Origin of the sequence: Nocardia sp. MH4 (genome assembly GCF_019266065.1) — a bacterium.
Taxonomy (GTDB): Bacteria; Actinomycetota; Actinomycetes; order Mycobacteriales; family Mycobacteriaceae; genus Nocardia; species Nocardia canadensis.
Genome location: NZ_LPNR01000108.1, coordinates 73,567 through 86,279 on the forward strand (window position 1 = coordinate 73,567; position 12,713 = coordinate 86,279).

Annotated in this window: 11 protein-coding genes; 5 read left to right on the forward strand and 6 right to left on the reverse strand. The window is 71.0% G+C overall.

Features of this window, described 5'->3' with window-relative positions:
- Nucleotides 1-20: 20 nt before the first annotated feature.
- The gene (locus ATM97_RS19840) at nucleotides 21-1,232 is read right to left on the reverse strand and encodes a helix-turn-helix domain-containing protein (protein ID WP_218719523.1); all 1,212 of its coding nucleotides are present in this window, start codon (nucleotides 1,230-1,232) and stop codon (nucleotides 21-23) included.
- Nucleotides 1,233-1,362: 130 nt separating this feature from the next.
- On the opposite strand from ATM97_RS19840, the gene ATM97_RS19845 reads away from it, so the two are divergent.
- A complete protein-coding gene (locus ATM97_RS19845) occupies nucleotides 1,363-1,578 on the forward strand; it encodes a hypothetical protein (RefSeq protein ID WP_218719524.1) in 216 nt (71 codons plus the stop codon).
- Nucleotides 1,579-1,872: 294 nt separating this feature from the next.
- Nucleotides 1,873-2,862 (forward strand): alpha/beta hydrolase, encoded by a 990-nt coding sequence (locus tag ATM97_RS19850; protein ID WP_218719525.1) that lies wholly within the window; start codon nucleotides 1,873-1,875, stop codon nucleotides 2,860-2,862.
- Here the strand turns inward: ATM97_RS19850 and ATM97_RS19855 are convergent.
- On the reverse strand, nucleotides 2,816-3,571 hold the full coding sequence (locus tag ATM97_RS19855; RefSeq protein ID WP_218719526.1) for a TetR/AcrR family transcriptional regulator: 756 nt from the start codon (nucleotides 3,569-3,571) through the stop codon (nucleotides 2,816-2,818). The genes ATM97_RS19850 and ATM97_RS19855 overlap by 47 nt on opposite strands.
- 118 nt (nucleotides 3,572-3,689) lie before the next feature.
- On the opposite strand from ATM97_RS19855, the gene ATM97_RS19860 reads away from it, so the two are divergent.
- Nucleotides 3,690-4,880 (forward strand): DUF418 domain-containing protein, encoded by a 1,191-nt coding sequence (locus ATM97_RS19860; protein ID WP_218719527.1) that lies wholly within the window; start codon nucleotides 3,690-3,692, stop codon nucleotides 4,878-4,880.
- 263 nt (nucleotides 4,881-5,143) lie between these two features.
- Here the strand turns inward: ATM97_RS19860 and ATM97_RS19870 are convergent, their stop codons facing one another.
- Both ATM97_RS19870 and ATM97_RS19875 read right to left on the reverse strand, forming a co-directional pair.
- A complete protein-coding gene (locus tag ATM97_RS19870) occupies nucleotides 5,144-6,082 on the reverse strand; it encodes a sigma-70 family RNA polymerase sigma factor (RefSeq protein ID WP_218719528.1) in 939 nt (312 codons plus the stop codon).
- Nucleotides 6,083-6,092: 10 nt separating this feature from the next.
- The gene (locus tag ATM97_RS19875; RefSeq protein WP_218719529.1) at nucleotides 6,093-7,283 is read right to left on the reverse strand and encodes an NAD(P)/FAD-dependent oxidoreductase; all 1,191 of its coding nucleotides are present in this window, start codon (nucleotides 7,281-7,283) and stop codon (nucleotides 6,093-6,095) included.
- Between the two features lie 142 nt (nucleotides 7,284-7,425).
- Here ATM97_RS19875 and ATM97_RS19880 point away from each other — a divergent pair, with 142 nt between their 5' ends.
- Nucleotides 7,426-9,477 carry a thioredoxin domain-containing protein gene (locus tag ATM97_RS19880; protein ID WP_308248554.1) on the forward strand — a complete coding sequence of 684 codons (2,052 nt, stop codon included), beginning with the start codon at nucleotides 7,426-7,428 and terminating at the stop codon, nucleotides 9,475-9,477.
- Nucleotides 9,478-9,486: 9 nt separating this feature from the next.
- On the opposite strand, the gene ATM97_RS19885 is transcribed toward ATM97_RS19880, so the two are convergent.
- Nucleotides 9,487-10,968 carry an adenylate/guanylate cyclase domain-containing protein gene (locus tag ATM97_RS19885; RefSeq protein ID WP_218719530.1) on the reverse strand — a complete coding sequence of 494 codons (1,482 nt, stop codon included), beginning with the start codon at nucleotides 10,966-10,968 and terminating at the stop codon, nucleotides 9,487-9,489.
- A gap of 115 nt (nucleotides 10,969-11,083) precedes the next feature.
- Entirely contained in the window at nucleotides 11,084-11,752 is a 669-nt protein-coding gene (locus ATM97_RS19890; RefSeq protein WP_218719583.1) for a hemolysin III family protein, read from the reverse strand.
- A gap of 169 nt (nucleotides 11,753-11,921) precedes the next feature.
- Here ATM97_RS19890 and ATM97_RS19895 point away from each other — a divergent pair, with 169 nt between their 5' ends.
- Complete coding sequence (locus tag ATM97_RS19895) at nucleotides 11,922-12,701, forward strand: isoprenyl transferase (protein ID WP_218719531.1); 780 nt, start codon at nucleotides 11,922-11,924, stop codon at nucleotides 12,699-12,701.
- Nucleotides 12,702-12,713: the final 12 nt, after the last annotated feature.

Here is a 12,713-nt window from a genome sequence, read left to right on the forward strand (position 1 = left end):
AAACGTTGAAGCCGGACCGATCAGGCGCGAAGTGCGCTGTGCAGGCGGGCCGCGGCGACGGCGCGGCGCGCGTCACGCGGGGGCAGCAGGGCCAGGGCGTGTTCGTGCACCGCGATGTCGTCGGGGGCGGCCTCGCCGTAGGTGAGCGCGTGGTCGGCGTCGGGGCTGGCCAGCACGGCATTGCGCATGGCGACCTCGAGGTAGTCGCGCCATTCGCTGATGCCCGGCGTGTCCGAATCCGGCAGCAGCGGACCGTGATACAGCCGGACGGCCGTGTCGAGGTCGCCGGTCTCGAGCGCGCGCACGACGTCGACGGCGTCGCAGGACAGGGCGGTGGTGAAGCGGTAGACGCGGCTGGTGATGTCGCCGCCGGTGGCGCGGCGCAGGTAGGACATCTCCGATTTCAGCGTGCTCGCGCCGACCGCTCGATCGCCGTAGACGGCGTAGTGCAGGCGTTCGTGGCTGTAGCCGTCGTCGTCGAGGGCGAGCAGAGTGAGGATCTCGAGCTGGCGCGGGCGCAGCCGGATCGGGGTGCCGTCGCGCATCAACCGGCCGGTGCCCAGGCAGGTCAGCCGCATGCCCGCCGGCGCGGGCAGCGCCGCGTGCAGTTTGGATTCGATGGCCGTGGTCATGGTGCGCACGGTCGCCATCGCCAGCGGATGGGAGCGCTTCCATGTGGTCGACAGGTCGAGCACGCCGAGCAGGGTGCCGTCGGCGGCGCGGATCGGCGCGCAGTAGCAGACCCAGCCGTGCAGGGCGGCGACCAGATGCTCGGCCGAGAACACGGTGTGCGGCTGATCGGTGCGCAATGCCAGCGACAGGGCGTTGGTGCCCATGTGCGCCTCGTCCCAGCGGCCCCCTGGCGCGAAGTTGACCTGCTCGGCCCGCCTGCGCATGACCGGTCCGCCGTAGGTCCACAGGATGGTGCCCGACGCGTCGGTCACCGCGGCGACGTATCCGGCGTCGTCGGCGACGCTGTGCAGTTGTTCCTTGAGTTCGGTCACCGGCCCGCGCAGCGGCGACTCCGCCCACCGCGGCCCGATGTCGGTCTCGCTCTCCGGGGCGCAGTCCCGCCCCGGATCCACCGTCCGCAACGACCGCAGCCACGATTGCGCCACCTCGGTCCGCACGGCCGAACTACGCCCGAGCGCCGATTCCCCCGCGGGCACCCACTGCGCCCACTCCCGCTCCAGCGCAGCGCGCTGTGCCGAGAGTGTCAGCTGCGATGCCATCAGCGGTTTCGCGTCTTCCTGTTCGATTGCACGATACGGTCTGCACCTCTCATCATGCCCCACCTCCGCCCGCTGAGCAGCACTTTCGAGGGCGGACGACGGCCTCGTCGACCGCTCGTCCGATGGCGGTGTGCCTGTCGAGCCGGTTCGGATCGCCGGGGCCGCGGTGGATGTCGCGGTCCCGGGGTCGTCGCTGCCGGGGGTGGCGATGGCGGGGTTCGCCGGGCAGGCCACGACGGATGTCGAGCTGCGGCTGGTGCCGTATCCGGCGGTGACGGTCTTCCTCGATGTCGGGGACGGGTTTCTCGTCGACGCCGGTGATGAGGCGGGGCTTTCACCGGGCTGACACCGGCGGCGCCGGCGAGCGCGCCGTGGCTCTCGGTCGACGATGTCGCGTGGGCCGGTCGGCCGTACGCGACCGCGACCGTCGGTTGATCCGCTGGGCGGCGACATCGCTGATCGATCGCCGCGCCGCGAACGAGTGCGTCCGCCGGAGGCGACAGGTCCCGGTACACCTGGACGTGGCACGGGATCCGCGACGGGAATATTTGTCCAATACCTCGATCGGCCTGCGGCCGATGCTGTGTGTCGTATCCGAAACCGCGTCATCGGTGACGCGGCGTGAGCGAGGAGGATCGATATGACCGCACGCGAACGAGCGCCCCGGGGCGTACGGCTGCTGCACGCCTTACAGAAGGAGCCGGACTGGCCGTCGCTCACGCCCGAGGATCTGGTCGTCGTCCGGGATGCCGCCAACCGCAAGGCCTCCGCCCGTCTCGCCCGCGTGATCACCGGTTCTCCCGATCGTGGCGCCGCAATCGACTGGCGGGAAGTGGTCCTGCCCGATCGCGTGCTCCCGGTGCGGGTGTACCGGCCGGTGCGCGACGGTGCCACGCCCCTGCCGCTGATCGTGCACGTCCACGGTGGTGGATTCGTCGGCACCGCGACCCAATGCGACTGGGCCAACAGTCATCTCGCCGCCCGTCTGCCCGCGCTCGTCGTCTCGGTCGAGCATCGGCTGCTCGCGCCGGGCACTCCGCTGGCCGCGGCCGTCGACGACGGCTGGGATGTGTTGCGCCACGTGGTCGCGCACGCCGAGGACTGGGGCATCGATCCGGCACGGGTCGCCGTGGCCGGGGAGAGCACCGGCGGCCTGATCGCCGCCATGGCCGCGATCCGGGCCGCGGCCACCGAATTCCCGCTCCGGGCGCAGATCCTGGTCAATCCGGCCGTCGACCTCACCGCGACGATGTTCGACTATCCCTCGATGACCGAGCACGCCGACAGCCCCATGCTGACCCGCCCACGCCTCGATCTGTTCCAGCGGCTGGCCGTTCCGCCGGGCTCGGATGCCCGCGCGGTCTCGCCGCTCTACGCCGAGCTGGCAGGGCTGGCCCCGGCACTCGTCCTGATCCCGACGGTCGATCCGGTCGCCGGCCAAGGCCGCCGCTACGCCGAGCGGCTGCGCGAATCCGGGACCCCGGTGCGGCTCGCCGAACATCCCGGCGCGCCGCACGCCTTCATCACCCTGCCCGGACTGGTTTCCCAGGCGAAGGCCGCGCGGGCCCAGATGGTCGAGTTCCTCACCGATCGTCTTGTGGCGCACGGATCTCCGCGGCAACGCCGTTGAGGATCAGTTCGAGACCGAAGACGAAGTCGCTGTCGGCGGGCTGGTCCGACGGCGACCGGAAGACCGGCGCGGCGAAGAGTCCGGCCGCCTCCGGGAATCGCTCCGCGTCGACGAGCCGGGCCAGCGCGGCGCCGTAGTTCTGGTTGACCTGGGACTCGCTCAGGCCGGATTCCGCTCTGCCGTCGGTCAATTGCTGGGTGAGCAGGCTCGCCTGCCGGACGTGCATGCTCACCAGCATCACGACGCCCACCTTGGTCGCCCAGTCGAGCCGGGTCGCCGCGAGGGGGCGCAGCGCGGCATCCATCCAGCTGATCGCGTGGGGTCCGCGCGGCGGCCCGGCGATCGGCAGCTGCGGCACCCACGGGTGCGCGGCGTAGGCCGCGAGCAGGGCGTGGGCCCAGCGGCGGAGTCCCTCGCGCCACTGGGCCGGGGTCGTCCACGTCGGCGCGGGACCGAGCGCGAAGTCGGCCATCAGCTCGAACAGCTCGTCCTTCGAGCCGACGTGGCGGTAGAGCGCCATCTTCGTAAAGCCCAGGGCCGCCGCGACTTTGGTCAGCGTCACCTCGTCCAGGCCGCCCCGGTCGGCCAGGTCCACCGCGGTGCGCACGACCGTGTCGACATCGAGTTCGGCCGGTCGTCCGAGCCGGGCCGGGGTGGGTAGTCGCCAGAGCCTGGCCAGGTCGGCGGGGATCGCCTCGTCGGCCGTCACGGCAACTACCTCCTCGGAGTTCGGCGGCGTCGGCTCGGCCGCTGCGGGAATACTATCGCCATAGTTAGTCTCCCTGAGATACTATCTCCTAGACACTATCTACGAGACGGGCAATCTCATGACCGATCAACTGGTCGCTCCCGGGTCCCGGGTGCACGATGTGGACGCCCTGCGCGGCTTCGCGCTGCTGGGGATCTTCGTCGTCAACATCACCTTCATGGCCTCGGGGTATCCGGGCAATCTGGTCGTCGACCCGCAGTTCACCTCGCGTCTCGACGAGGTCGTGCGCGGCGTGTCGTCGGTGTTCGTCGACATGAAGTTCTATGTGCTGTTCTCCTTCCTGTTCGGCTACTCCTTCACCTTGCAGATGGAATCGGCGGCCGCGGCCGGGGCCGCCTTCGAGCCGCGCATGCTGCGCCGGATCGCGGGGTTGATCCTGCTCGGCGTGCTGCACATCGTGTTCCTGTACGGCGGGGATGTGCTGACGACCTACGCGGTGGCCGGTCTGGTCCTGTTCTGGATGCGGGGGTGCGCGGACCGCACCGCGCTGCGGGTGGCCGCCGCGCTGTACGGCGTCGTGCTGGTGGGCCTCGTGTCGAGCGGGCTGTTCCTCGACGCGTCGGCCGTGCTGCCGTCGGCGGAGCAGGCGCGTGCCGCCGCCGAGCAGTCGACCGCGGCGATGCTGGGTGGCTGGGGCGAGATCATCGGCCGGCACCTCGACGGCCTGTGGCTGCTGATCCTGCAAGCGCTCACTCTGCAGGGGCCGACCGCGCTCGCGATGTTCCTGCTCGGCCTGGTCGCGGGTCGCCGGAAGGTGCTCGCGCGGGTGCGTGGCGACGAACCGATCCTGCGGCGCGTCCAGTGGATCGGCTTTCCGGTGGGTGTGGCCGGTGGTCTGGCGTACACCTTCGGTGGCGGCAATGGGCATACGGTGGCCGTCGCCGTCAGCGTGGCCACCGCGCCGCTGCTCGCCGCCGCGTATGTCGCGACGCTGCTGCGTCTGATGCACAGTCCGCGCACCGCGTGGATCCGCTCGGCGCTGGCGCCGGCGGGACGGATTGCCCTGACCAATTACCTCGGCCAGTCCGCGATCGGGCTGATCCTGTTCACCGGGGTCGGGTTCGGCCTGGCCGGGCGCTTGTCTCCGCTCGAGACGATGACGCTGGCCGCGGTGATCTTCGCGGTGCAGCTGTGGGTGAGCGCGCTGTGGCTGCGCTGGTATCGATACGGGCCCGCCGAGTGGCTGCTGCGCTGGGTGACCATCGGGCGCAGGCCGGCCTGGCGAGCGCCGCTGTCCCCGGTCGGCTGAGGTTCGCGAGGAGATCCTTGCCGCCCGACGGCTCCCGTGGCACCGCTGCCCGCTGCCCGCCCGCCTCGGCCGCGCGGCCGTCGCCACCATCGCCGGCGGCCTCCTGCTCCGCGGATCCCTGGGTCCGGTCTACTCGGGGTCGCTCGCCGAGCGCACCCTGTTCACCCGATGGGACCTGGCGGTGTACTCCCCGTTCCGCCTGACCGTCGGCGCCATCGCGGCCTATGTCGCGATCGCTGGGGAAGTGTGAGACCTCTTCGTGTTCACCAGGATTCGATCAGCGGGGCGTCGTGCGGGCGCTGTCGCCATCGCTCGGTGAGTCGACCGAGCCGGGCCTGGGCGGAGACACTGCCGACGCCGGCGATCTTGCCGTCCCGGATCTCCAGGATCGCCACCCCGAGAACGCGATCGTCGAGCGTGAACAGCATGGCCGGGCACCCGTTGACGACGGCCGCATGGATCGACGGCGAGCCGCCGACGAGTTTGTGCTTGGCGGGCGTCGGTGTGAAGCCGACCCGCACCGCGGCGGCGAGCTGTGCCGGGGTCGGGTACCGGATCAGCGTCCTTGCCAGGCCCAGCGCGCCGTCCGAGACGCCGGTCGCGTCATCGGTCAGCAAGGCCACCAGGCGCTCGGTCCGGCCCGATGTCGCGGCCGCGACGAACGCCTCGACGATCCGCCGCGCGGCCGCCTGGTCGGTGCCGGTCTCGTTGCCCGCGGCGGCGATTCGGCGCCGGGCCCGGTGGGCATGCTGCTGACTCGCGGATTCGGTGATGCCCAGAATTCCGGCGATCTCGGCATGGCTGTGCGAAAAGGCTTCGCGCAGTACGTAGACGGCCCGTTCGACCGGCGAGAGCCGCTCCATCAGCAGCAGCACCGCCAGCGTCACGGATTCGCGTTGTACGGCGGTCTCGGCCGGACCCAGCATGGGATCGCCGTCGAGCAGCGGCTCGGGCAGCCACGCGCCGACCGAACGTTCGTGGCGTACCCGGGCCGAGCGGAGGCGATCGATCGCCAGGTTGGTGACGATCTTGGTCAACCACGCCTCCGGCGCGTCGACGTACTCCCGGTCGGCGTCCTGCCACCGCAGGAACGCGTCCTGCACCGTGTCCTCGGCGTCGGCGGCCGAACCCAGGAGGCGGTACGCCAACGAGGCCAGCCGGTTCCGGCTGGCCTCGAAGTGCTCCACGGCGACGAGGTCCATGCGCACGACCCTAGGCGGGGACCACCCGGGGCGAGACCGCGCGGTCGGCGGCCAAGCGGTATCGGTGATTCGGCCTACCGAAGGTCGGGCGGCTGATCGCCCAGGCGCTGGTCGCCACGATCGCCGCCTTGACCCGCGCCGCCGGTCGCCCGCGCAGGGCACCGGACTTGGCGCGTGCCCGGCCGTCGACCAGCTGGAAGATGCCGTCCTCGCGCCCGAGACTGACATGGTTGCCGACATAGGACAGCTTGGTCGCCTTGATCTTGCGCCCGGTCAGGTCACCGATGATCGCCGCCGCCGCCTGCGCGCCGGTGAATCCCGCCGACGCGCACGACATCGGCAGGGGCAGCCCGTTCTCGCCGAGGACGAAGACGCTGTCGCCGGCCACGTACACCTCCGGGTGCGAGATCGACCGCATCTGCCGGTCGACCGTGATCCGGCCGTCGGGCTCGACCGCCAGCGCACTGGCGGCGGCGATCGGCCCGACGGCGAACCCGGCGGCCCACACGGTCGCGTCGGCGGCGAGCACGGTTCCGTCGACGGCGACGGCTCCGTGCTGTTCGACCCGCGCTATCTCGGTGTGCTCGTGGACCGTGATGCCGAACCGGTCGAAGGCGCGCCGGAGGTGCTCGCGCGCTTTCGGCCCCAGCCAGCCGCCCAGCTCACCGCTGGTGGCCAGACCGACGCGGAGCCCCGGACGGGCTTCGGCGATCTCGGTGGCCGTCTCGATCGCGGTCAGATTGCCGCCGACCACCAGGACCTGCCCGTCCTCGGTCAGTTCGTCCAAGCGGGCCCGCAGGCGCAGTGCGGACTGCCGGGCGGCTACGTGGAAGGCATGTTCGGCGACGCCGGGAACCCCGTGCTCGGCGGCGGTGCTGCCGAGCGTGTAGAGCAGGGTGTCGTAGCCGAGGCGGTCGGTACCCACGTCGTCGGTGATCGTCACCGTCCGGCGGTCCACGTCGACGCCGGTCACCCGGGCCACGCGGAGCTCGATGCCGGTGCCGGCGAAGATCTCGGTCAGCGGCCGGTGCGGAAGATCGTGCCCGGCGGCGAGCTGATGCAGACGCAGCCGCTCGACGAAATCGGGTGCGGCATTGACGACGGTGATCTCGACGTCGGCGGTGTGCAGCTGACGGGCCAGATACCCGGCGGTGAAGGCCCCGGCGTAACCGGCTCCGAGGACGACGATGCGGTGCTTCATGATTGGCTCCCTGTCTGCTTCGTGTGCTCCTTGAACGAGACAGCTCCGGATTTCCTGACAGGGTCCACCAGTGGCATGGGTCACTCTCCGGGAAACGGGGCAGCACTAGGCTGAGGTCTCACCGATCTGGAAGGCTGGCACTGTGAACCGGTTGGGTAGCGCGACTTCGCCGTATCTGCGTCAGCATGCCGACAATCCGGTGCATTGGCGGGAGTGGGATGCCGATGCGCTCGCGGAAGCGGCCGAGCGGGATGTGCCGATCCTGCTGTCGATCGGCTACGCGTCGTGTCACTGGTGCCATGTGATGGCGCACGAGTCGTTCGAGGACGCGGCCACGGCCGAGCAGATGAACGCCGACTTCGTGTGCGTGAAGGTGGATCGGGAGGAACGGCCCGACCTGGACGCGGTGTACATGAACGCGACCGTCGCCATGACCGGGCAGGGCGGGTGGCCGATGACCTGCTTCCTCACCCCTGACGGCGCGCCGTTCTACTGCGGCACCTACTACCCGAAACAGCCGCGCGGCGGGATGCCGTCGTTCACCCAGCTGCTCAGCGCCATCACCGACACCTGGCGCAACCGGCGCGAGGACGTGGACAAGGCGGCCGAGCAGGTCACCGACGCGCTGCGGGCGCAGGCGACCGGGCTGCCCGACGCCGAATTCGCCGTCGTACCGGAACTTCTCGACAAGGCGGTGCTGGCGATCGCCGCCGACGAGGACCGCGAGCACGGCGGTTTCGGTGGGGCGCCGAAGTTTCCACCGTCGGCGCTGCTGGAAGGTCTGCTGCGGCACTGGGAGCGCACCGGTGATCAGGCCGTGTTCGACCTGGTCGAGCGCACCGCCGAGGCGATGGCCCGCGGCGGCATCTACGACCAGTTGCGCGGCGGCTTCTCCCGCTACTCGGTCGACGCGGGCTGGCTCATCCCGCACTTCGAGAAGATGCTCTACGACAACGCCCTGCTGCTGCGCGCCTACGCTCATCTCGCCCGCCGCGTGCCCCCGACGCCGCTGGAGTCGTTGCCGCACCGCGTGACTCGCGAGACGGTCGAATTCCTGCTCGCCGATCTCGGCACCGCGGACGGCGCGTTCGCCTCGGCGCTCGACGCCGACACCCACCTGGAACCGGGCGGCCCCGGGGTCGAGGGCGCCACCTATGTGTGGACGCCCTCGGAACTGATCGGCGACCTCGGCCCGCTCGACGGCGTCTGGGCGGCAGAGGCTTTCGGCGTCAGCACGGGCGGTAATTTCGAACAGGGCACCTCGGTGCTCACCCGCCGCAGCGATCCCGTCGACGCCGAACAGTCGGCCCGCTTCGACCGCCTGCGCACCCGGCTGCTGGAACTGCGCGCCCAGCGTCCGCAGCCCGCCCGCGACGACAAGGTGGTCACCGCCTGGAACGGCATGGTGATCACCGCGCTCGCCGAAGCCGGTGCGGCACTGGAGGAACCGTCGTGGGTGGCGGCCGCGGTCCGCTGCGCGCGCTTCCTGCTCGACGTCCACCTGGTCGACGGCAGGCTGCGCCGCGCCTCGCTCGACGGCGTCGCGGGCACCCCGCCCGGCGTCCTCGAGGACTACGCCTGGCTCACCACCGGCCTGCTCGCCCTCTACCAGGCCACCGGCGAGCCCGACTGGCTCGCCGCCGCACAGGTGTTGCTGGACAGCGCGATCGACCACTTCGCCGATCCGGAACGCCCCGGCAGCTGGTTCGACACCGCCGACGACGCCGAGACCCTCGTCGCCCGTCCGCGCGACCCGGTCGACGGCGCCACCCCGGCGGGCTCCTCGGCCCTCGCCGAAGCCCTGCTGACCGCCTCCGCCGTCGCCGAGACCGAGCGCGCCGTCCGCTACCGCGAGCTCGCCGAGCACACCCTCGCCCGCGGCGCGGTCCTGCTCGCCCGCGCCCCGCGCACCGCCGGTCACTGGCTCTCGGTCGCCGAAGCCGCGCTGCGTGGCCCCCTTCAGGTGGCGATCACCGCCACCGAGAAGTCCTCCGCCGCCACCGAACTCCTCGCGGCCGCGCGCACCTCGGCTCCCGGTGGCGCGATCGTGCTCGCCGGCCCGCCCGACTCCGCGCCGCTGCTGGCCGACCGCCCGTTGGTCGACGACGCTCCCGCCGCCTACGTCTGCCGCGGCTCGGTCTGCGACCTCCCGGTCACCGACCCGACCGCGCTGACCGCCGCCCTGCGCGGCTGACGCCTCGGGCTACCGTCCCGGCTTGATATCGGTCCAGGTGCGGGTGCGGCCGGGGATGCCGCGCAGGCGCAGGTCCTTGTAGCGCTTCCAGCGGGCGCGCTCGGTGGCGGTCGCGGCCTGCAGGACCGCGTCGCTGACCAGGACGCGGCGGTCGACGTTCTTGGCCATGGCGGTGAGCCGGGCGGCTTCGTTGACCGCGTCGCCGATGACGGTGAACTCGAGGCGGGTGTCGGCGCCGACGTCACCGGCGAAGACCTGGCCGCGGGCGACGCCGATGCCCACGTCGAGTTCGCCGGTAGCTACGACCTCGTCGCGGATGCGGCGGGCGGCGCGCAGGGCGGGCGTGGCGTTGTCGTCGAGGGCGGAGGGGGCGCCGAAGATGCACAGGGCGGCGTCGCCCGCGAATTTGTTGACCAGGCCGCCGTTGTCCTCGGTGGCGGCCACCACGGTCGCGAGCAGCCGGTTGAGCTTGTGCACGAACTGTTCCGGCGCCATCTCGGCCGACAGCTGCACCGATCCGGTGACATCGACGAACAGCGCCGACACGATCCGCACGTCGCCGGTCAGGCCGGAACCGCCCGACAGCGCGCGTTCGGCGACGGTCGAGCCGACGTGCCTGCCGAAGATGTCCTCGGTGTGCTGCTGGTCCTGCAGGGTCGCGGCCAGCTCGTTGACGGAGTGTTCCAGCCTGCCGATCTCGCTGGCGCTGCCGACGGGCACCCGGACGTCGAGTTCGCCCCGGGTGATCCGGTCCAGCGCCCGGTACATCGTGCGCATCGGGGTGGCGACCGAGCGGGCGAGCAGCGCGGTGGCGAGTGCACCGACGGCGAGGGCGACCAGCGTGAAGATCCAGGCGGCGCGCACCCGGTCCTCGGCCGGGGTGGCCGGGTCGTTGAGCACCGTGATGATGATCAGGCCGGGCAGTGCGCTCGACACCGCCCAGGTGACCAGCACCCGCACGAGCACGGTCGAGCTCGGATGCACGGTGGGTCCGAGCACCGCGGTGATGATGGGGACGGCGGGCCGGATCAGCCGGTCCAGGATCAAGTACGTCGCGCCCGCCGATTCCAGGGCGCCCAGCGCGAATCCGGCGATCACGACCGCTTTGTTGTCGTAGTCGGTGAACCGGTCGACCAGCCAGACCGTGAGCGCGATGCCCGGGATCCACAGCACGACCGCGCGCACCGTGATCGCCGCGGGCAGCGCGATCAGGCGCCGCGCCTCCTCCGGGGTCGGCTTACGGCCGTCGTCGAGCCAGCGCAGATAGCGGCGCCGGTCGTAGATGGCCATCGCGATGCCGACGCCGACGGCGAAGGTGGGATAGATGGCCAGCAGCGAGGCCGCTTCCTGCCAGTTCGGCCCGACCCGGCTGAAGACGCCGTCGGCCCAGGCGATGAGGAAGATGGCCGCGAGGCCGACGATATTGGCGGTGATGACGACCAGCGCCAGGCCCCAGTAGCTGCGCAGCGCCCAGCGGACCAGCCGGTTCATCGCGCACGCCCGGGTCCGGCGCGCCGAAACGCCCGGCTATCACGAGCTGCGCTGACGGGTGACACGAATATCGAGCATAGAAGGCTCCGCCGCGCCCACCGCGCGCACGCGCCGTTCAGCCCAGCACGACCAGCCAGATCGCGACGTAATGACACAGCGCCGCGACCACGGTGGCGGCGTGGAAGAACTCGTGATGCCCGAAGTGCGTCGGCCACGGGTTCGGCCACTTCGTCGCGTAGAGGATCGCGCCGACGCTGTAGATCACCCCGCCCACGGCCAGCAGGACCAGCGGCAAGACACCCACGTTGTGCAGCAGTTCGGGCGCCACCGGCACGATCGCCCACCCCAGCAGCAGGTACAGCGGTACCCCGACCCAGCGCGGCGCCGTCGGCCACAACAGCTTCAGCGCCACCCCGGCGAGCGCGCCCGCCCACACGACGGCCAGCAAGGTCAGCCCGGTCGACCCGGGCAGCCCGAGCAGCGCGAACGGCGTGTAGCTCCCGGCGATGAACAGGAAGATCATCGAGTGATCGGCCCGCTTCATCCGCACCCGCGCCCGCACGCTGCGCCAGGTCACCCGGTGATAGACCGCGCTGATCCCGAACAGCGCGCACACCGAGACCCCGTAGAGCAGCGTCGACCAGCCCGCGGTCGGCGACTCCCGGAACCCGAACACCACGAGCACCGTCACCGCGACAGCGGCGACCCCCACCGCCCACGTGTGAATCCACCCCCGCAGCAGCGGTTTGCCGAGCACGACCGGCTCCTCGACTCCAGCCCGCACAGCCTCCACGCATCCTCCAAGGTCCAAACCTACGGTACCGTAAGTTATCGTCCACAGTACGTCAGAACCCACCCCCACCACCACAAACGTGCCCACCCCCACAGCGATCCACGTCCCCCTCGCGACCGGCGAAATACCCGCAGAGGCGGTCCAGGCGTAGGGTGCGGGCGTGGAGTTTCTCGGTCGGGTGCGTGGTCTGCCGTACCGCATCTACGAAGCCAGGCTGTCCAAGCAGCTGGCCGACAAGCAGCATCCTCGCCATGTCGCCGTGATGTGTGACGGCAATCGCCGCTGGGCGCGCGAGAACGGGTTCACCGATGTCAGCCACGGTCATCGGGTCGGCGCGCTGAAGATCGCCGAGCTGGTCGGCTGGTGCTCGGACGAGGGCATCGAGATGGTGACCGTCTATCTGCTGTCGACGGAGAATCTGCGCCGGGATCCGGACGAGCTGGAGACGCTGTTCGAGGTCATCACCGATGTGGTGGAGGAGTTGTCGGCGCCGGAGCAGAACTGGAGCGTGCGGATCGTCGGCTCGCTGGCGGGGTTCCCCGAGCTGATCGCGAAGCGGCTGCGGGTGGCGGCCGAGCGCACGAGCGGTCGCGACGGTGTGCACGTGAATGTGGCGGTCGGATACGGCGGGCGCCAGGAGATCACCGACGCGGTGCGTTCGCTGGTGCGCCAGGAGATCGCCGCCGGCGAGTCGGGTGAGGACCTCGTGCAGTCGATCACGGTCGACGCGATCGGGCAACATCTCTACACCTCGGGTCAGCCGGATCCGGACCTCGTCATCAGAACCTCGGGTGAGCAGCGGCTTTCGGGATTCCTGCTGTGGCAGAGCGCCTATTCGGAGATCTGGTTCACCGAGGCGTATTGGCCGGAGTTCCGCCGGGTCGACTTCTTGCGCGCGCTGCGTGATTACGCCGCGCGGCACCGTCGCTTCGGCGTGTGAGGTCCTCGCGCT

Excerpts from the sequence above, each read along its gene's own strand:
- ATM97_RS19870 (WP_218719528.1), bottom strand. The coding sequence starts at position 6,082 with ATGGACCTCGTCGCCGTGGAGCACTTCGAGGCCAGCCGGAACCGGCTG.
- ATM97_RS19885 (WP_218719530.1), bottom strand. The coding sequence starts at position 10,968 with ATGAACCGGCTGGTCCGCTGGGCGCTGCGCAGCTACTGGGGCCTGGCG.
- ATM97_RS19860 (WP_218719527.1), top strand. The coding sequence starts at position 3,690 with ATGACCGATCAACTGGTCGCTCCCGGGTCCCGGGTGCACGATGTGGAC.
- ATM97_RS19850 (WP_218719525.1), top strand. The coding sequence starts at position 1,873 with ATGACCGCACGCGAACGAGCGCCCCGGGGCGTACGGCTGCTGCACGCC.
- ATM97_RS19840 (WP_218719523.1), bottom strand. The coding sequence starts at position 1,232 with ATGGCATCGCAGCTGACACTCTCGGCACAGCGCGCTGCGCTGGAGCGG.
- ATM97_RS19875 (WP_218719529.1), bottom strand. The coding sequence starts at position 7,283 with ATGAAGCACCGCATCGTCGTCCTCGGAGCCGGTTACGCCGGGGCCTTC.